The sequence below is a fragment of the Streptomyces viridiviolaceus genome, from assembly GCF_014650995.1.
GTDB classification, from domain to species: domain Bacteria; phylum Actinomycetota; class Actinomycetes; order Streptomycetales; family Streptomycetaceae; genus Streptomyces; species Streptomyces viridiviolaceus.
This window is the reverse complement of sequence record NZ_BMWA01000021.1, coordinates 117,224-135,947: the sequence shown is the minus strand read 5'-3', so window position 1 is coordinate 135,947 and position 18,724 is coordinate 117,224. Positions and strand designations below refer to the sequence as shown.

Sequence of the window (18,724 nt, the reverse complement as noted above, 5' to 3'; positions counted from 1 at the left end):
CCGGCTCACTGGTAGTGGACGAAACGCCGGCTGAGCCGGAACTGGAGGGCGGTGACCGCCATGATCAGCACGAACAGCAGCACGCCCACGGCGGACGCCTCGCCGAAGCGGAGCTGTTCGAAGGCGGTCTCGTAGATGACCATCACGACGGTGCGGGTGGAGTCGCCGGGGCCGCCGTTGGTGAGGACGTAGGGCTGTTCGAAGACCTGCAGCGCGTTGATGATGCCGACCACCGACGCGACGAGCAGGGTGGGCGACAGCAGCGGCAGCGTGACCGACAGGTGCTTGCGCAGACCGGTGGCGCCGTCCAGGGAGGCGGCCTCGTGGATCTCCTTGGGGATGTTGTTCAGGCCGCCGACGAACAGCAGGAACGAGAAGCCGAACTGCTGCCAGACGTAGACGAGGACGACCGTCGCCATCGCCGCGTTCTCCGACGTCAGCCAGGGCACCGGGGCGATCCCGACCAGGCCGAGCAGCCAGTTGACCACCCCGAAGTCCTGGTTGAAGAGGTACTTCATCACCACCGAGATGGACGCGGCGGACAGCACCAGCGGGAAGAAGAAGGCCGAGCGGAACACCGACCGCAGCCACACCGGCATCCGGCCGTTCACGGCCAGCGCCAGCGTCAGCGCGATCAGCAGTTGCAGGGCGACCGCGAACACCATGAACACCAGCGTGTTGCGGAAGGAGACCAGCACGGTCTCGTCGCCGAACACCTCGCCGTAGTTGGCGCCCCCGGCGAAGGAAGGCGAGTCGATCACGTCCCAGTGGTAGAGGCTGAGCACCACCGAGCCGACGATCGGCACGACCGTGAAGACGACGATGCCGACGATCGTCGGCGCGAGGAAGAGCGTGGCGAGCAGGCGGGTGCCGCGGGACCGGGCCGAGGGAGGCGGCACGGCGGCGGGCGGGGCGGCGGGCCGGGGCCGTCGGGCCGGGACCCGGGTGTCAGGGGACTGGGTGTCCGTCATATCTCACGCTCCATGGCCTGCTCCAGGTCGCCCTGCATCCGGCGCAGCGCGGGGCGCACCGCGCGCGGCGAGGACAGGGCGGCGCCGGTGTGCTTGAGCAGCACCTGCTCGACCTCGGCCACCTGCGGGGGCGCCGGGATCGGTCCCGTGTCGGGGAACCGGTCGAGGGTGTCGTAGAAGACCCGCCACCCTGCCGGGCCGGTGTCCCGGTAGCGGGCCTCCGTCAGCATCGAACGGCGGGCCGGGGTGGTCTGGTTGCTCCGGAACAGGCGGGTCAGCGTGTCCCTGCGGGCGGCGTACTTGATGAACTCCCACGCCGCGTCCTGCATCTTCGAGGTGCGCAGCATCGCGTAGCCGGCCGCCCCGAACTGGTGGCGCTGGGTGAGCCGGCGCGGGAAGTACTGCACGTCGTAGCCGTCCGGGTCCATGCCCGCCAGGTGCAGGCCGCCCGCCCAGAAGCCGCCCGCGGGAGTGACCCCGACCCGGCCGGTGGAGAACACGCCGACGAGGTTGCTGCCGTTGCCGCCCTCGGGACGGGTGCACAGGTCCTCGCGGACGAGGGAGGCCAGATACTCGTACGCCTCCGCCACCCGGTCGTCGGTGGCCTGCGGGGTGGTCCAGCGGAAGCCGCCGCCGCGCCCGCGCCGCTGATCGGCCGGGTAGAAGGTGTCCCACAGCCAGGAACCGCCGGGTGCCTTCGACTCGGCGAGCAGGTTGGTGTCGTTCGCGAACAGCCAGGGCATCACACCGCCCCACAGCCGGTTGGTCCAGAAGTACGGGGTGAAGTGCGCGTCACTGGACCGCTTCATCCGGCGCAGCAGCGCGGTGAAGTCGTCCCGGGTCCAGTCCGGCGGCGGGACGTCGGCGCCCGCCCGGCGCAGGACCTGCCGGTTGAGGTACATGTCGGCGGCGTTGAACTCCACCGGCAGCTGGTGGAGGCTCCCCTCGTACATCATCGACTCCACCAGCGAGGGGTGGACGTCGGCGAAGTACTCGCGCAGTTCGTCCGCGTCCCGCCGCACCCAGCGGTCCAGCGGCACCCCGAGGCGCCGCGCGAAGAGCTGCACGCCCTCCGTGGCGACGTAGACCAGGTCGGGTGCGGTGCCCGCGGCGATCTGGGTGAGGATCTTCGCGAAGAAGTCCGACCAGTCGACGGCCTGTACGGCGTTCACCCTGAGCGGGATGTCGGGGTGGAGTTCACGGAAGCCCTCGCGCAGGGCGCGCACGGCGGCCGGGTCGAAGGCGGAGCCGAGGGTGGCGACGACGAGGGAGCCGTCGTCGCGGCCGGGGACGTCGGCTCCGGTGAGCCGGTCCCAGCTCGCGGCGGTGCCGGCCAGGGCGGCGGCCCCCGCGCCGTAGGCGCCGTAGCGCAACAGCGTCCGGCGGGTGAGGTGCGAGTCGGTCATCGGACGGGCCTAACTCGTGTTAGTTCTGGGCTGATGCCCCAGATGATGTGAACCCGGCGACGGTGTGTCAAGGGGTCGGAACGGCTTGACCTTTAACGAGTTAGGTCTACAGTCCTGGTTCCACATGAGCCGCCGTTCCGAGCCGCTCTCGAACCCCTGTCGACGAGAGGAACGATGTGTGATGCGTGGAATGTCCAGAAGAGCCCTGTTTGCCGGGTCGGCCGTCGGTGCCGCGGCCGCGGTGCTGCCCGCCGGGCCGGCCGCCGCGGCGCCCGGACGGCCCCGCCCGAACCCGGACACCGCGTGCGCCCGCTACCGCGCCGCCTACCACTTCACCGTCCCCGACCAGTGGAAGAACGACCCCCAGCGCCCGGTCTGGATCGACGGCGAGTACCGCTACTTCTACCTCTACAACCCCGACTACTTCGCGGGCGGCACCATGGCTGGCACCGCCTGGCGCCTGGCCTCCAGCACCGACCTGGTGTCCTTCACGGACCGCGGCATCGCCGTGCCCAAGGACACGACCCCCAACGGCGACGTGTGGTCGGGGTCGGCGGTGGTGGACACCGAGGGATCGGCGGGCTTCGGCAAGGGCGCGGTCGTCGTGCTCGCCACCATGTCCCCCGACGACGGCCCCACCTCCCAGGCGCAGTACCTGTACTACTCCACCGACGGCGGCCGGACCTTCACCCACCACGGCACCGACCCGGTCCTGCCCAACCCCGGCGTGCGCGACTTCCGCGATCCCAAGGTGATCCGCGACGAGGAACGCGGAAGGTGGGCGATGGCGCTCGCCGAGGGCACCAAGGTGGGCTTCTACCACTCCACCGACCTCAAGCGCTGGACGTACGCCGGCGGCTTCACCCGGGAGGGTCTCGGCGTGCTGGAGTGCCCCGACCTGTTCCGCATCACCGCGGCGGACGGCACGTCGAAGTGGGTGCTCGGGGTGAGCGCCAACGGCAAGGCCGCCGGGCTGCCGAACACCTACGCCTACTGGACGGGCACCTTCGACGGCGGCGCCTTCACCCCCGACGCCACCGAACCCCAGTGGCTCGACCACGGCTTCGACTGGTACGGCGCCGTCACCTTCGACCGGCACCGGGCCGACGGCACCGTCGACCCGGGCGTCCGTCACGCGATGGGCTGGCTGAACAACTGGGACTACGCCAACGTCACGCCCACCATCGACTCGGACGGCTTCAACGGCACCGACTCCATCGTCCGCGAGATCCGCCTGAAGCGGACCACGTCCGGCACGTACTACCTCGCCTCGCAGCCCGTGACCACCCTCGACGACCACGTCTCGCGCACCGTCCGCCTCGGCGACCTCACGGTCGACGGAACACGGGTGCTGGACTACAAGGGCACCGCCTACGAGCTGTCCTGCGAGATCACCTGGGACCAGCTGACCGGCGCGGGCGTCCAGCTGCGCCGCTCCGGCGACGGCAGCCGGCACATCGACGCCGGTGTCTACGCCGACTACGCCTTCGTCAACCGCCGGGGCGCGGCGAACCCCGACACCAGCGGGAAGTGGCAGGAGAGCCACAGCCCGTTCGACCCGTCCGCCCGCACGGTGCGGCTGCGCATCCTGGTCGACCGCACGTCCGTCGAGATGTTCGTCGACGACGGCCGGTACACGCACTCGACGGAGGTCTTCCCGTACCTCATCGACACCGGCCTCGCGCTGTTCACGGTGGGCGGCCGGGCGGTGTTCCGCAACACCGTCGTCCGGGAGTTCACCCTCTGACGCCCGCCCGCCGTGCCGAGGCCCTGTCGCCACGCCCGGCGAACGCTGTCACGATCTCCGATGGAGCCGACACGAGCGACACGAGCGACCGACGGAGCGCACATGACGACGGACAGGGCCCGGGCGGAGCGTACGCAGCAGCAGACCGCGGGGATCGAGGTGCGGCCGGCGGCCGGACACATCGGCGCCGAGATCCGCGGCGTCGACCTGGCCGGTGACCTCGACGACGCACAGGTCGCCGCGATCAGGGCGGCGGTGCTGCGCTGGAAGGTGGTCTTCTTCCGCGATCAGCGGCTGGACCATGCCGGACACGTCGCCTTCGCGCGCCGGTTCGGCGAGCCGGTCGTCCTGCGGCGGCGCGGAAAGGCGTCGCCGCGGGACGTCCCGGAGATCGAGACGACCGCCGACCGGCTGGAGCTGGGCGGGCGGTTCGGGATGGAGCACGACGAGTGGCTGCGCCGCCGCCGGCACACACTGCTGCGCGGCTGGCACTGCGACCACGGCGCCCGCGTCGACCCGCCGGCCGCCACGATCCTGCGCGCCGAGAACGTCCCGCCCTACGGCGGTGACACCACCTGGTCCAACCTGGCCGCCGCCTACGCCGGGCTGTCCGCCCCGGTACGCGCGTTCGTCGACGGACTGCGCGCCGAGCACCGCCTGGGCGTCGGCTACCAGCCCCGGCCGGGTGACGACGCCTACGTCCGGCACCTGCTGGACCATCAGATCGCCACGGTCCACCCGCTGGTCCGCGTCCACCCGGAGACGGGGGAGCGGGTGCTGTTCGTCAACGGCTACTACGTCGAGCAGATCGCCGGCCTCTCCCGCCCCGAGAGCCGGGCCGTCCTGGACATGCTGCTGGAGCAGGCGACCCGGCCCGAGTACACGGTCCGCTTCCGCTGGGAGCCGGGCAGCGTGGCCTTCTGGGACAACAGGGCCACCATCCACCTGGCCCCGAGCGACACCGCACACCTCGACCACCCCCGGATCATGCACCGGGTGATGCTCGCCGGCGAGGTGCCGGCCGGGGTCGACGGCACACCGTCGCAGCCGATCACCGGCAGCGAACCGGGACGCTGGTGACCCGTCGGACGAGCGGGACCGCCACCGGGTCCTCGACCGGCCCGCAGCCGTACGCCGCGAAGGCGGGCGACGTCCGAGACCACGCCCGTCCGTGTGGCGGGCGGGTGGATGGTGCGCGCCGGGCACGGCCGACCTGCGCGCGCAGGAGAGCCGCGCCGGGGAGGCGGGCCGGCGCGTCGGTCCGGCCGTCGCGGGGACGCGGCACCGCTGCGACGCGAGGTTCACCGCGGCCGCTCGGAACGCCCCCTCGCGGTCCGCGTGCCGGCGTCCGATGCAGCAGGCCCGCTTCACAGGGTCCGTCTCAGAAGGTCCGCTTCAGCAGGTCCAGAAGCGCCGCCCAGTGCCGTTCGCTCGCGTCCCGGTCGTACGCGGCGGTGTCGGCCTGCGTGAAGCCGTGGTGCGCGCCGGGGTAGACCTCGCAGCGGTGGCGGACGCCCGCCGCCGTCAGGGCCGCCTCGAGGCGCTGCTGCTGCTCCGGGGGCATCGACGCGTCCTGGTCGGCGTGAGCGAAGTACAGTTCGGCGCTCACACGGTCGGCCAGCAGGTGCGGGCTGTCGGGATCGTCGGTCGCCAGTCGCCCGCCGTGGAAACCGGCCGCCGCCGCCACTCGGTCGGGGTACGTGCCGGCGGTGAACAGTGCCAGCCGGGCCCCCATGCAGTAGCCGGTGAGCGCGACCGGGCCGTCTGCGGCCGCCGGGCAGTCCGCCAGCCACCGCAGGTAGGCTTCCGCGTCCCGCATCGCCAGGTCCGTCGTCAGCGACCGCATGATCGGGCCGAGGCGCTCGAAGATCTCCGGGCGCGCCCCCGGGTCGATGAACTCCGGCAACTCCACGACCGGCGCCCGCCCGTGCCGGTAGAAGACGTTGGGCACCAGAACGGTGTATCCGGCGCCGGCGAGCCGGTCGGCCATGGCCCGAAGCTGCGGACGCGGGCCGAAGGCGTCCATGTAGAGCAGGACCGCGGGATGCGGCTGCCCGTCACCGGGGTGCGCCAGGTAGGCGTCGGCTGTGCCGTCGGCGGTGGGGATGTCGACGGCGATTCCCTGCAGGGCGGTCATCGTGGGGCTGCCTCCCGGTCGGCTGTCGGTGGACGACCCGCCGGCCGAACCGGCGGATCATGCTCATCGTGGCACGCCGGTACCGGGGCGAGGCGCCCGGCCCTACCGGCGGGGCCCGCTCCGACCTGCGCGGGGACGTCCCTCATTCGAACCGTGTCGTGTCGCCCGCGCCGCGCCGGACGATCTCCGGCTCCCCGCCGGAGAAGTCGACGACCGTCGTCGGTTCCGTGCCGCAGTCCCCGGAGTCGACCACCGCGTCCAGCACGTGGTCGAGACGGTCCTTGATCTCCCAGCCCTGGGTCATGGGCTCGTCCTCGCCGGGCAGCAGCAGCGTGCTCGACAGCAGCGGCTCACCGAGTTGGGCGAGCAGGGCCTGGGCGACGACGTGGTCGGGGATGCGCACGCCGACGGTCTTCTTCTTCGGGTGCTGGAGCATGCGCGGCACCTCCCGCGTCGCGGGCAGGATGAAGGTGTAACTGCCGGGCGTGGACGCCTTGAGCGCCCGGAACACGTCGTTGTCGATCCGTACGAACTGCCCGAGCTGCGCGAAGTCCTGGCAGACCAGCGTGAAGTGGTGCCGGTCGTCCAGGTGGCGGATCGACCGGATGCGGTCGACACCGTCGCGGCTGCCCAGCCGGCAGCCCAGTGCGTAACAGGAGTCCGTCGGGTACGCGATGAGCGCGCCCGAGCGGACGCTCTCGGCGACCTGGGCGATGCTGCGCGGCTGGGGGTTGTCGGGGTGCACGTCGAAGTACTTCGCCATTCGCCGAGCTTATGCCGCCGGCGCGCAACCGGCCGCGCGGGCCGGGGCGGACGGCGTATCCGCCCGGCCGCCGCCCACGGCGGACCAGCGTCCCGGCGGCCCATGAGGTAACGTCCCCGGCCTGGGCCGGGACTGGGCGAGGACGAGGAGAAGGCCGACGTGGCGGGCCGAGAGGACGCGATACGGCAGCACCGGGCGGGGGCCGGCGGTGACGCGCGGTGGGCCGAGGAACTGCTCGATCACCTGCGGCCGGCCGGCCGCGACGTACACAGGGTCCTGTCCTGGCTCGCCGACGCCGTGCACGCCGCCGTGTCGCTGCAGGACGGCAGCACCGGCCGGCTCCTGGCGGGCACCCGCACCCCGCTGGACGAGAACCTGGTCGCGGACATCACCGCCGGCCGGATCGCCTCAGCCGCGTGCGAGGGCCGCGGGCGGCATCTGCGCCTGGTCCGGGTGGAACGGGTCCATCCGGCGCCGGCCGCCGTCCTCGCCGTGTCCCGCGAGGAACCCTTCGACCGGCGGGCCGCCGACATCGTCACCCACACCGCCCAGGTCGTGGAACTGCTGCTGGCCGGACACGAGTCGACCGCGGCCGGTCACCGGCTGCGGCGGGCGACCGCCGATCTGCGGCTGGCCATCCTGCAACTGCTGATGGTGGAGGACACCGTCTCCGCCCGCCGTGTGGCCGCGGGACTCTGGCCGGGACTGCTCGACACCGACACCGCGTGCGTCTACGTGGTGGAGAGCAGCCCCGAGGAACGCGACCGGGTGGCCGAGGAGTGCCTGGCGGCGACCGGCGAACGCGCGCTCGTCGTGCGCTGTCCGGCCATGGACGGACACGTGATCGTCCTCAGTCCGCGCGGGGCCGCGGGCGAGGCGCTGCGGTCGCTGGTGGGCCGGCTGCCCGGCACCTTCCTCGGCGGCAGCGCCCGGCAGGGCCTCGCCCGCACCGCCCTCGCGTACGGGCAGGCGGTGAGCGCCCTGGCCGTCGCCCGCTTCCGTCCCCAGAAGGCGGCCGTGTACGCCGAACGGACGCGTCCCGAGCGTCTGATGGACCCGGCGGCGCTCCACCGCTGGACGGTCGGGGTGCTGCGCCCGCTTGACACCCTGCCCCACCACACCCGCGCCGAACTGATCGCCACCACGCGGCTGGGGCTGGAGTTCACCGCCGTCAACACGGCGAAGATCCTCGGCGTGAGCCGCAACACCGTGCGCGCCCGCATGGACCGCGTCGAGGGCCTGCTGCGCACCGACTTCGCCGGCCTGACCGCCCGCGCCGCGGTCCACCTCGCCCTGAACGCCGAGGCCGGCCTGCCGCAGCAGCCCGCCGACACCGGCACGGGACGGCCGGGCCACACGCGCCTCGCCGACCTGCTGGCCGGGCCCGCGCTGCGCACCTGGGCCGGTGATCTGCTCGGCCGGCTGGAGACGGACACCCGCGACCTGAGGCGCACCCTGCGCACCTGGATCGCGGTCGGCGGCAACGCCGAACGGGCCGCGCAGAGGCTGGGCATCCACGCACAGACCGTGCGCTACCACGTCCGCAGCGCGGAACCCGTCCTCGAACGCCAGTTGCTCGCCGCGGGCGGCGACCTGTACGAGGTCGTGCTGGCCCATCTGGCCGTGGGCGACCTCGATCTGCCCCGTCTGCACGGGACGAACCCGGGCCATCCGGACTCACCTGTGCAGGGGTGAGTCCTGACGCCCCGCCGGAGGGCATCGACACGATTCACAAGGGCCGAGCCGCCCGCGTAGGTTCGACGGGCCGCGGGGGCACGACCGGAACGGGGGACCGGTCGCGCCCCCTGCGGTCGTCGCGGCTCAGCCGCGCAGCCGCACCGGGATCTCCTGCCAGCCGAAGGCGATGAAGGACGGCACCTGCCGCAGCTCGTCGGCGTCCACGGCCAGCCGCAGCCCGGGAAACCTCTCGAACAGGGCGGGCAGCGCCGTCAGCGCCTCGGCCCGGGCCAGCGGCGCGCCGATGCACCGGTGCACCCCGATGCCGAAGGCCAGGTGGTCGTCGGTCCCGCGCGCGGCGTCGAAGGCGCCGGCGTCCGGCCCGTAGTGGGCGGGGTCGAGTCCGGCGGCGGCGTACGTGGTCACGATGGCGTCGCCGGCCGGGACGGTGACACCGCCGATCGTCAGGTCCGTGACGGCGAACCGGAGCGGCAGGGACGTGATCGACGGGTGCACCCGCAGCGTCTCGTCGACGACGGCGTCCCAGCCGATCCGCCCGGAGCGTACCGCCGCCAGCTGACCGGGGTGCGTCAGCAGGGCGACGACCGCGTTGCCGACGAGGTTCACGGTGGTCTCGAAACCGGCCCCGATGACCAGCAGCAGCGTGTGGAGCAGTTCCTCGTCGGAGAGCCGGTCGCCGTCCTCGTCGCGGACCCGGATCAGCTCGGTGGTCAGGTCGTCGCCGGGATGCGCGCTCTTGTGGGCGATCAGCGCCGGCAGCACCGTGCCGATCTGCCGCTGCACGGACGCGGCGTGCTCCGGACCGGGGTCGGAGGTGTCCATGATGGCTGCGACGAGCCGCCCGGTGTCCTCCCGAAGCTCCTCCGGCACGCCGAACAGTTCGCAGATCATGCGCATCGGCAGCGGATGGGCGAGCCGCGCCCGCAGATCCACCACGTCGGCGTCGGCCGCGTCGAGCGCGTCGAGCAGTTCCGCGGTGATCGCCTCCACCCGGGGCCGCATCGCCTCGGTGCGCCGGTGGGTGAAGCCCGGCGCGACCAGCTTGCGCAGCCGCGTGTGGTCGGGGCCGTAGGCGGACAGCATGTTGACCACGCCGACCCAGCCCAGGACCCAAACCCACGAAGGGTGTTCGCCGATCTCGGGCCACAGCCGCCAGTGCCGCCGCGGGTCCTTGCTGACCCGAGGATCGAGGATCAGCTCCTTGAGGACGTCGTAGCCGGTGGGCGCCCACGCCGGTATGCCACCGGGCAGCTCCACGGGGACCATCGGACCCCGGGCGCGCAGCCGGGCGCTCTCGCCGGGGATGTCGGTGCCGAACGGGTCGAGGGGGATGCGGTCGGTCACGGGCACGACGTATCTCCTCCGGGCAGCGGTCGGTCCAGGGGACTGTACTTGCTTCCGGGGCCGTTCGCCGCATGATCCTTCTCGAACCGGCCATTTCGCAAAGGCCCTACGGGGACGGTGAGTTGATGCACTCGCCGACCCCGGACGGCCCGGTGGAGCGGTGGCTGTCAGGCGCCCGGCAGGATCACCGCACGCCCGTTGACCTTCCCCTCGTGGAGCCGCTCGTAGGCGAGCGGGGCGTCGTCCAGGGAGTACGTCTCGGTGTGCACCGACACGGCACCCGAGCGGGCCAGCGCCAGCACCTCCGTCAGCTCGCTGCGGCTGCCCCAGTACGGCGCGCTGACCGACACCTCGAAGGGCAGCAGACCGAACCCGACGGGCAGGGCCCCGCCGCCGATGCCGACGAGCGAGACGTCGCCCTCCACGGCCGCCACGGCGCCCGCGATCCGCACGGTCGGCGCAGCGCCGACGAAGTCGAACACCGCCTCCGCGCCGAGACCGCCGGTGAGTTCGCGCACCGCGTCCGCCGCCTTCGCGTCCGACAGCACCGTCTCGTGCGCGCCGACCTCACGGGCGAGGCGCAGCTTGTCCTCGCTGACGTCGAGCGCGACGACCCGGGCGGACGACAGGGCGCGCAGCAGCTGGATGGCGACGTGGCCGAGACCGCCGGTGCCGATGACCACCGCGGTCGACCCGGGCACGAGCTTGGGCAGCGACCGCTTGATCGCGTGGTAGGGCGTCAGTCCGGCGTCCGTCAGCGGCACCGCGGCGACCGGGTCGAGGCCGTCCAGCGGGACCAGGTGCCGCGGGTCGTCGACGAGCAGGTACTCGGCCATCGACCCGGGCCGGCCCAGACCCGGCGGACGGATGCCCAGCTCGTCGGCGCGCAGGCAGTAGTTCTCCTTGCCCTCCGCGCACTTGGCGCAGGTGCCGCAGCCCCAGGGCCCGTACACGGCGACCGCGTCGCCCTCGCTCACCCCGGTCACACCGGCGCCGAGCGCGGCCACCGTGCCGACGCCCTCGTGGCCGAGAGTGAGCGGAAGCTCGTACGGGAAGCCCTCGGCGGGCCAGCTCATCACCGCGATGTCGGAGTGGCACACCCCGGCGGCGGTGACCTTCAACAGCACCTGCCCGGGACCGGGTTCGGGGTCCGGGACCGTGACCACCTCGGGCGGGGCCCCGATGGTCCGGTACTGCAGTGCCTTCATGCTCCTACTCCTTCGTTCTCTCCCCCGATGCGTGGCTCGGACTCAGACGGCGGTGTAGGCGCCGTCGACCAGGTGGTAGCTGCCGTGGACGAAGGAGGCCCGGTCCGACAGCAGGAAGGCGATGAGCTCGGCGACCTCCCCGGAACGTCCGAGGCGCCCGGCCGGGTGCAGGGCGACCAGGCCGTTGTAGGCCGCCTCGTCCATGGTCTTCAGCAGCGGGGTGTCGATGAAGCCGGGGCCGACGGCGTTGACGCGGATGCCCTTGGCGGCGTACTCGGCGGCGGCGGACTTGGTCAGCCCGACCACGCCGTGCTTGGCGGCGACGTACGCGGGGGAGCCGGCGAAGGCGACCGAGCCCAGGATGGAGGCGACGTTGACGATGGCGCCGCCCCGGCCGGCGGCCTCGATGGCGGGCAGTTCGTAGCGCATCGAGTAGAAGACGCCGTCGAGGTTGGTGCGCACGACGCGCTGGTAGGCGTCGACGTCGTACTCGCCGGTCGGGGCGCTCGGGCCGCCGATGCCGGCGTTGTTCACGGCGAGGTCCAGGCCGCCGAAGGTGTCGACGGCGAACGTCACGGCGGCCTCGACGGACTCCGGCCGGGTCACGTCCACCTCGACGGCGGCTGCCCGGATGCCCTCGGCCGTCAGCTCGGCGGCGGCCTTCTCGGCACCCTCGGCGTTGTGGTCGGCGACGACGACGCTCGCGCCGCCGGCGCCCAGACGGCGGGCGGTGGCCAGGCCGATGCCGGAGGCGGCGCCGGTGACCAGGGCGCTCCGGCCGGAGAACTCGGTGGCGTAGTCGGGCAGGGGGGTGGTGCCGGTCGTGCTCATGCTGTTCTCACTCTTCGGTGGTGCTGTCGGGGGTCGCGGCTGCGGCCTCCGAGGTCAGGGCGTCGTAGGCCCGCTCCACGAGGGCCGCGAGGTCCGCGGCTCCCGGGTCCGTCCCGCCCGCCCGCGCCCAGACGCGCAGCGCGGCGACGAGGACTCCCGCGGCGGCGTCGACGACGGCGGCCGGGCGCACGTCCCGTGTGTCGTCGGTGCCCAGCCGCTCGGCGACGATGCGGATCGACTCCTCCTGCGCGTCGACCCGGATGCGCTGGTAGGCGGCGAACAGGTCGGGCTCGCTGTCGGCCAGCGCCAGCAGCCGGCGCATCCGGGGACGCACGTGCCAGGCCGGGTCCTCCCGGTCGGCCAGCCAGTCCCGCACGGCCCTGCGGTAGGCGAGCAGGGGCGGCTCGTCGGCGGGGCGGGAGCGCAGCAGCGCGTTGATGCGGTCGCCGTCGCGGCGGACGAAGTCGAGGGCGGCGTCCTCCTTGCCGGCGAAGTACCTGCTGAACGTGCGGCGCGTGACGTCCGCGCGCTCGGCGATGGCCTCCACCGTGGTCGCCGCCGGCCCGCGCTCCAGGATCAGGTCGCAGGCGGCGGTGGCCAGTGCGTCGCGGGTCCGCCGTGCCTTGCGCTGCCGCCGGTCCTCGGGGACGGCGGGGGGCTTCGCTGCCTTCATGACGCAGAGCGTACACCTGGAATGTCCCAGTGGGACATGTGGCCCATTGGGACATGAGGAGCGAGCGGTCCCTGGGGGACGCGGTGTGCCCTCCCGGACGGCGGGTACTCGGCCGGCGCCGAGCAACGGCAAACACGATGAGGAGGAGGTCCGCATGGCCAGCGGAACGGAGACCGGCGGTGTGACCGGTACGCAGGACAAGGACTACAACCTGATCTGGTACGTCGAGTCGTGCCTGAACAACGCGCTGCGCCTGGAGACGTACATCCAGGACGCGGAGCGCGACAAGGACACCGAGGTGGCAGAGCTCTTCCGCAAGGCTCAGGCGGACAGCCGCAAGGGCGCCGAACTGGGCAAGGCGCTCCTGCGCGCACGGCTGAACGGCGGCTGACGACGGTTCGCGCGAGGCCCGGACGCCCGGACGGCACGGGTGTCCGGGCCTTGCCGCGCCGGGCGCACGGAGCCGTTTCGAATCGGGGGCAAACCGGTATGTGTCGGACACGTGTCGCACGGGTACCGGGCTGGGCGACGCGCGCGGCCGACGGCCGCCTCGCAGTTCAGGGCCTTGCCCGAGGGCAGCAACGAGTCGAAGGAGCCCACCACCATGACGGACGTATCGAGCCAGGGCCCTGCTCCGGGTGACGAGCGGAAGGTGCTCACCAACCGGCAGGGGCACCCCGTCTACGACAACCAGAACCAGCGCACCGTCGGCGCCCGCGGACCGGCCACGCTGGAGAACTACCAGTTCCTGGAGAAGATCAGCCACTTCGACCGGGAACGCATCCCCGAGCGGGTCGTGCACGCCCGCGGCGTGACGGCGTACGGCTGCTTCGTGGCGTACGGCAAGTGGGGCGACGAGCCGATCGAGCGTTACACCCGGGCCAAGCTGTTCCAGGACGAGGGCAAGCGCACCGATCTGGCCGTCAGGTTCTCCACCGTCATCGGCGGACGCGACTCCTCCGAGGCCGCCCGCGACCCCCGCGGCTTCGCGGTGAAGTTCTACACCGAGGACGGCAACTGGGACCTCGTCGGCAACAACCTGGGCGTCTTCTTCATCCGCGACGCGATCAAGTTCCCGGACGTGATCCACGCGCTCAAGCCCGACCCGGTGACCTTCGAGCAGCAGCCCCGCCGCATCTTCGACTTCATGTCGCAGACGCCTGAGGCGATGCACATGCTGGTCAACCTGTTCAGCCCGCGCGGCATCCCGGCGGACTACCGCCACATGCAGGGCTTCGGGGTCAACACCTACAAGTGGGTGAACGCCGAGGGGAAGACCGTCCTGGTCAAGTACCACTGGATGCCCAAGCTGGGCGTGCGCAGCATGACCGAGGAGGACGCGGCCAACGTCCAGGCCGACTCCCTCGGCCACGCGACCAAGGACCTCTACGAGGCGATCGCGCGCGGCGAACACCCGGAGTGGGAACTGCTGGTCCAGATGATGGACGACCACGACCACCCGGAGCTGGACTTCGACCCTCTGGACGACACCAAGACCTGGCCCGAGCAGGAGTTCCCGCCGAAGCCGGTGGGCCGGATGGTGCTGACCCGGATGCCGGAGAACTTCTTCGCCGAGAACGAGCAGATCTCCTTCGGCACCGGCGTCCTCGTCGACGGCCTGGACTTCTCCGACGACAAGATGCTGGTCGGCCGGACGTTCTCCTACAGTGACACCCAGCGCTACCGGGTCGGCCCGAACTACCTCCAACTGCCCGTCAACCAGGCCAAGCACGCGGAGGTCAACACCAACCAGCGCGACGGCCAGATGGCCTATCACGTCGACGGCGGCGACAACCCGGCGGTGAACTACGAACCGTCGATCACCGACGGCAGCCTGCGCGAGGCCCACTACCCCACGCACGACGAGCAGGGACCGGAGATCCGGGGCCGGCTCACCCGCAGGCGCATCCCGCGGACCAACGACTACATGCAGGCCGGCCAGCGCTATCTGCTGCTGGAGGAGTGGGAGCGCGACGACCTGGTGAAGAACTTCGTCAACCTCCTGTCGCAGTGCGACCGGCCGGTGCAGGAACGCATGGTGTGGCACTTCCTGATGGTCGAGAACGACCTCGGCCTGCGGGTCGGCGAGGGCCTCGGGATCAGTCCCGAGGACGTGGCGGGCCTGGAGCCGCTGGCGAGCCAGGACCTCACCGAGGAGGACCGCAAGCGGCTGGCCAACCTCGGCAAGAACCCGCCGCGCGACGTCGAGGGACTGACCATGACCCACTGCGTCCCCGACGAGCGGCACGTGGTGACCCGGTGACCCCGGCGACCGGTCACCCGGTCAGGGCCCTGCGGGCCGCCTCCAGGGCCTGCTCGGCGTAGCCGCGGCCGAACAGCACGGCGTGCACCAGCAGCGGGAAGAGCTGGTGCACGCCGACGCGGCCGGCCCACCCCTCGGCGAGCGGCGCGACCTGCCGGTAGCCGTCCAGGACCGCCTCCAGGTGGGGACAGCCGAAGAGGCGCAGCATCGCCAGGTCGGTCTCCCGGTGACCGCCGTGCGCGGCCGGGTCGATGAGCCGCACCTGCCCGTCGGCACCCCACAGCACGTTGCCGTTCCACAGGTCGCCGTGCAGCCGCGCGGGCGGTTCGGCGGGACCCGCGAGCTCGGGCAGCCGCTCGCAGACCCGCTCGACGTCCGTCGCCTCGGCGGCCCGGACGGTACCGGCGTCGACGGCGCGGCGCAGATAGGGCAGCACCCGGTGCTCGGCGTACCAGCGCGGCCAGTCGCTCCCGGTGGCGTTGCGCATCGGGGCGCGCCCGATGTACGCGTCCCTCGGACCGCCGGGCGGCGGGGCACCGAACGCGGGCGCCCCGGCGCCGTGCAGTGCGGCCAGGTCCCGGCCGAACCGGACGGCCGCCCGAGCGCTCGGTGGTCCCTGTGCCACCAGGTCGACGACCAGCCAGCGCTCGTCGTCGCCGTGCACCGCCGGGAGCCGGACCGCGCCGGCGTCGGCCAGCCAGCGCAGCCCCGCGGCCTCGGCGCGTACCGCCCCGGCGCCGTCGCCGCGCTTGACCATCACCGTGAGTCCGCCGTCGAGGGTCACCTCGGTGAGCGCCCCGGACAGGCGGCGCTCACCGGTCGCCGCCCGCCCGGTGAGCCGGGCCGCGGCGGCCGCCGGGCCCTCACCGTCCGCGCCGGCCGATGTCGAGGAAGTCGCATGCACGGCGACCACCCTAGGGCCGGGCCGCCCGCGGCTCCCCGGCTCCGGCATCCCGCCGACCCGGTGAATATCGCCGCGCACGCCGAGGAATCACCCCGGTCGCGGGGGAGCAGTGGGACTATGACCAGTTCAGCATTCCACCGCACCATCACCCTGCCGGCCCCCGTGTGCGCACAGGCCGCCCAACACCTCGAGCACGCCGTCCAACGGTCCATCGACGGCGCCGCCACTCCCTGGCGCGCCTTCCGCGGCGCCGACGGCGACGACGTCGCGTTCTCCGTCCCCGTGGTCGAACAGGCCGCCGGCTGCCTGCTCGTACTGGCCGCCGAGAGCGCCCAGAACCTGCGCCCCTCCGCCCTGCGCGCCCTGATCAGCGTGGCCCTGCACCTGCGCGACGCCGTCGAAGCCGTACGCAGGCCGCCCGTCACCGCCGGACACTGGTGAGGGCGCGGGGCGGGGAACCCGCGGCGTGACGGAAACGGGGTGAGCGGTCCCCGAGCCTGTGCTTGGTTCTCCCGCATGGACTTCACCCGCCTGCACGACTGCCTGGCGGCCGACCACGACCCGCTGCGGGCCGTCGTGGACACCGGCCTCGACGCGCCGGTGCCGACCTGCCCCGGCTGGACCGTCGCCGATCTGACCCGCCACGTCGGCGAAATGTACGCGCACAAGACGGCGGCCGTTCGGGAGAGCGTCGAGCCGGAGCCCTGGCCGCCGGAGGAGTTCGCCGAGGAGGAGCCGCGAGCGCTGCTCGACCGGAACGTACACGGCATTGCGCGCCGAGTTCGCCGTCCGTGCCCCCGGGATCCGGCCGCCGCCTGGTACGGGCCCGACCAGACCGTCGGCTTGTGGATCGGGCGCACGGCGCAGGAGACGGTCGTCCACCGCATCGACGCGGAACTCGCCGCCGGGCAGCCCGTAGCCCCCGTCCCTGACGACCTCGCCGTGGACGGGATCGACGAACTGCCGAAGGCCTTCGTCGCCTGCTCCGTCGCCGAGTGGGGTGACTGCTTCACCGGCGTCCCGGCCGGTGCGCCGGGCGCCACCTTCCTGGTGCGGACCGACGCGGCCGCCTGACGGGCACGGACCGGCCCCGGGCTGTTCGAGGTGACGGACGGAGCCGGCGAGGGCACGGCCGACGTGACGGTGAGCGGCCCCGCCCGGGCCGTGCTGCGGTGGCTGTGGAACCGCGAGGGCGCCGACGGGGCCGCCGGTGTGACGGTCGAGGGCGCCTCGGAGGCGGTCGGGGAGCTGCGGCGCTGCGTGGTCGTCGCGACCCAGTGACCGGCGTGCCGACGGCTGCGTCCGGCTGCCCCCGGCGGCACGCCGGCCCGTCGCGGGCCCGGTGGAACGCGGAGGCCGCCCGGCGCGCGCATGCCGACCGCCGAGGTCCGGCGCACGCCCGGCGGCGGGCCTGGCCTACCCGGGGGGCGACGCCGAGCGCACGACGTCACGCGCCGACGGCGTGCAGCGTCGCCCACAGGGCCGTGGTGGACGCGAGGAGCGTGGCCGGTACGGTCAGCAGACCGAGCCGGGTGAACCGGCCGAGGTCCGCCTCGATGCCCCGCTCGTGCAGGATGCGCCGCCACAGCAGGGTGGCGAGCGAGCCGACGTACGTCAGGTTGGGGCCGAGGTTCACACCGATCAGCACCGCCAGGACGGGGCCGGGACCGGCGGCCGCGGTCAGGGGCAGTAGCGCCAGCACGGCCGGCAGGTTGTTGATGACGTTGGCGAGCACCGCGGCCACCGCCGCCACCCCGAGCAGCGCCGGCAGCGAGTCCCCGTCCGGCAGCAGGCGACCGAGCTCCGAGGCCGGGCCGCCCGCGACGACGCCCTGCACCACCACCCCGAGGGCCAGGACGAACAGGCAGAAGAGGGGGGAGGCGGCGCCCACCAGCTCCCGGGGCGCGACACGACCGCGCACCAGCGCCCGCCCGCCGAGCACCAGGACCCCGCCGAGCGCCGCCCACGCCGGCTCCAGCCCCGCGAAGGAGGCCACGGCGAACCCGGCCAGGGTCAGGGACAGCACGACGACCGTGAAACGAGGCACGGCCGGAGCCTCGCCGAAGGCGGCCGCTCCCTCGCCCGGATCACCGGCCTCCGGTCCGCCGCCGCCCGCACCCGGAACGGCGGGCACGAGAGCGGGCGCGGGCGCGGTCAGGTCGGCGCGGAAGAAGCGGCGGAACACGGCGTACTCGACGGCGATCGCCGCCAGCCACGGCAGCACCATCAGGGTGGCGAACCGGGTGAAGGTCAGGCCGCTGGCGGTGAACGCCAGCAGATTGGTCAGGTTGGAGACCGGCAGCAGCAGGGAGGCGGAGTTCGCCAGGTGCGCCGTGGCGTACACGTGCGGGCGGGCCCGGGCGCCGGTGCGGGCCGCGGTGGCGAGGACCACCGGGGTGAGCAGCACGACGGTGGCGTCCAGGCTGAGCACGGCCGTGACCGTACAGGCCAGGGCGAACACCCCGGCCAGCAGGCGTCGCGGAGTGCCGCCGCAGCGCCGGGCGACGGCCGCGCCGGCGGCCTCGAACAGCCCCTCCCGTGCGCACAGGTGCGCCAGGACGAGCACCAGAGCGAGGAAGCCGACCACCGGCAGGAGCGTGCGGATCTGCTGCCACGCCTCGTGCGGCGTGACCGCGCCCAGCACCACGGCCAGCGCGGCGGCGGGTACGGCGGCCACGGCCTCCGGCAGGCCCCGGGGCCGGAGCACGGCGAAGGCCAGCACGCACAGCAGCAGGACGACCGGGACGGCCTGCGAGAAGACGGCGGTACTCAGGGAAGT

At 73.2% G+C, this 18,724-nt stretch carries 18 protein-coding genes; 8 read left to right on the top strand and 10 right to left on the bottom strand.

Annotated features, from left to right (window positions below; all coding sequences use genetic code 11):
* Positions 1-5 precede the first annotated feature (5 nt).
* Both IE260_RS28400 and IE260_RS28395 read right to left on the bottom strand, forming a co-directional pair.
* Entirely contained in the window at positions 6-971 is a 966-nt protein-coding gene (locus tag IE260_RS28400; protein ID WP_189876886.1) for a carbohydrate ABC transporter permease, read from the bottom strand.
* A complete protein-coding gene (locus tag IE260_RS28395) occupies positions 968-2,377 on the bottom strand; it encodes an extracellular solute-binding protein (protein ID WP_189876883.1) in 1,410 nt (469 codons plus the stop codon). Before IE260_RS28395 ends, IE260_RS28400 begins: the two co-directional genes overlap by 4 nt.
* 181 nt (positions 2,378-2,558) lie before the next feature.
* Between IE260_RS28395 and IE260_RS28390 the strand changes: the two genes are divergently transcribed.
* Together IE260_RS28390 and IE260_RS28385 are read left to right on the top strand one after the other, a co-directional pair.
* Positions 2,559-4,124 (top strand): glycoside hydrolase family 32 protein, encoded by a 1,566-nt coding sequence (locus IE260_RS28390; RefSeq protein ID WP_189876881.1) that lies wholly within the window; start codon positions 2,559-2,561, stop codon positions 4,122-4,124.
* A gap of 102 nt (positions 4,125-4,226) precedes the next feature.
* A complete protein-coding gene (locus IE260_RS28385) occupies positions 4,227-5,204 on the top strand; it encodes a TauD/TfdA dioxygenase family protein (protein ID WP_189876878.1) in 978 nt (325 codons plus the stop codon).
* A 301-nt stretch (positions 5,205-5,505) separates the two neighbouring features.
* Here IE260_RS28385 and IE260_RS28380 read toward each other — a convergent pair whose 3' ends face one another.
* Together IE260_RS28380 and IE260_RS28375 are read right to left on the bottom strand one after the other, a co-directional pair.
* Positions 5,506-6,261, bottom strand: a complete 756-nt coding sequence (locus IE260_RS28380; protein WP_189876875.1) for a dienelactone hydrolase family protein — start codon at positions 6,259-6,261, stop codon at positions 5,506-5,508.
* 142 nt (positions 6,262-6,403) lie between these two features.
* Positions 6,404-7,024, bottom strand: coding sequence for an L-threonylcarbamoyladenylate synthase (locus IE260_RS28375; RefSeq protein ID WP_189876873.1), 621 nt, complete (start codon positions 7,022-7,024; stop codon positions 6,404-6,406).
* Positions 7,025-7,183: 159 nt separating this feature from the next.
* Here IE260_RS28375 and IE260_RS28370 point away from each other — a divergent pair, with 159 nt between their 5' ends.
* Entirely contained in the window at positions 7,184-8,719 is a 1,536-nt protein-coding gene (locus IE260_RS28370) for a helix-turn-helix domain-containing protein (RefSeq protein ID WP_189876871.1), read from the top strand.
* 126 nt (positions 8,720-8,845) lie between these two features.
* Here IE260_RS28370 and IE260_RS28365 read toward each other — a convergent pair whose 3' ends face one another.
* The 4 genes from IE260_RS28365 to IE260_RS28350 all read right to left on the bottom strand — a co-directional run bounded on the left by IE260_RS28365 (position 8,846) and on the right by IE260_RS28350 (position 12,778).
* Positions 8,846-10,072, bottom strand: a complete 1,227-nt coding sequence (locus IE260_RS28365) for a cytochrome P450 family protein (protein ID WP_189876868.1) — start codon at positions 10,070-10,072, stop codon at positions 8,846-8,848.
* A gap of 161 nt (positions 10,073-10,233) precedes the next feature.
* Positions 10,234-11,274, bottom strand: a complete 1,041-nt coding sequence (locus IE260_RS28360) for an NAD(P)-dependent alcohol dehydrogenase (RefSeq protein WP_189876865.1) — start codon at positions 11,272-11,274, stop codon at positions 10,234-10,236.
* A 42-nt stretch (positions 11,275-11,316) separates the two neighbouring features.
* The gene (locus tag IE260_RS28355; protein WP_189876862.1) at positions 11,317-12,105 is read right to left on the bottom strand and encodes an SDR family NAD(P)-dependent oxidoreductase; all 789 of its coding nucleotides are present in this window, start codon (positions 12,103-12,105) and stop codon (positions 11,317-11,319) included.
* A gap of 7 nt (positions 12,106-12,112) precedes the next feature.
* Complete coding sequence (locus tag IE260_RS28350; RefSeq protein ID WP_189876859.1) at positions 12,113-12,778, bottom strand: TetR family transcriptional regulator; 666 nt, start codon at positions 12,776-12,778, stop codon at positions 12,113-12,115.
* Positions 12,779-12,932: 154 nt separating this feature from the next.
* Here IE260_RS28350 and IE260_RS28345 point away from each other — a divergent pair, with 154 nt between their 5' ends.
* Together IE260_RS28345 and IE260_RS28340 are read left to right on the top strand one after the other, a co-directional pair.
* Positions 12,933-13,169: a hypothetical protein gene (locus tag IE260_RS28345; protein ID WP_189876856.1), complete on the top strand. Its 237-nt coding sequence runs from the start codon at positions 12,933-12,935 to the stop codon at positions 13,167-13,169.
* A 213-nt stretch (positions 13,170-13,382) separates the two neighbouring features.
* Positions 13,383-15,041, top strand: coding sequence for a catalase (locus IE260_RS28340; RefSeq protein WP_189876853.1), 1,659 nt, complete (start codon positions 13,383-13,385; stop codon positions 15,039-15,041).
* Positions 15,042-15,054: 13 nt separating this feature from the next.
* Here the strand turns inward: IE260_RS28340 and IE260_RS28335 are convergent, their stop codons facing one another.
* Positions 15,055-15,945: a fructosamine kinase family protein gene (locus IE260_RS28335; protein WP_229881387.1), complete on the bottom strand. Its 891-nt coding sequence runs from the start codon at positions 15,943-15,945 to the stop codon at positions 15,055-15,057.
* A 117-nt stretch (positions 15,946-16,062) separates the two neighbouring features.
* Here IE260_RS28335 and IE260_RS28330 point away from each other — a divergent pair, with 117 nt between their 5' ends.
* The 3 genes from IE260_RS28330 to IE260_RS42020 all read left to right on the top strand — a co-directional run bounded on the left by IE260_RS28330 (position 16,063) and on the right by IE260_RS42020 (position 17,226).
* Positions 16,063-16,386: a hypothetical protein gene (locus IE260_RS28330; RefSeq protein ID WP_189876851.1), complete on the top strand. Its 324-nt coding sequence runs from the start codon at positions 16,063-16,065 to the stop codon at positions 16,384-16,386.
* Positions 16,387-16,461: 75 nt separating this feature from the next.
* Complete coding sequence (locus tag IE260_RS28325) at positions 16,462-17,019, top strand: maleylpyruvate isomerase N-terminal domain-containing protein (protein ID WP_229881385.1); 558 nt, start codon at positions 16,462-16,464, stop codon at positions 17,017-17,019.
* Between the two features lie 21 nt (positions 17,020-17,040).
* Positions 17,041-17,226 (top strand): hypothetical protein, encoded by a 186-nt coding sequence (locus tag IE260_RS42020; RefSeq protein WP_373303420.1) that lies wholly within the window; start codon positions 17,041-17,043, stop codon positions 17,224-17,226.
* A 166-nt stretch (positions 17,227-17,392) separates the two neighbouring features.
* Here IE260_RS42020 and IE260_RS28320 read toward each other — a convergent pair whose 3' ends face one another.
* Complete coding sequence (locus tag IE260_RS28320) at positions 17,393-18,718, bottom strand: SLC13 family permease (protein ID WP_189876959.1); 1,326 nt, start codon at positions 18,716-18,718, stop codon at positions 17,393-17,395.
* Positions 18,719-18,724: the final 6 nt, after the last annotated feature.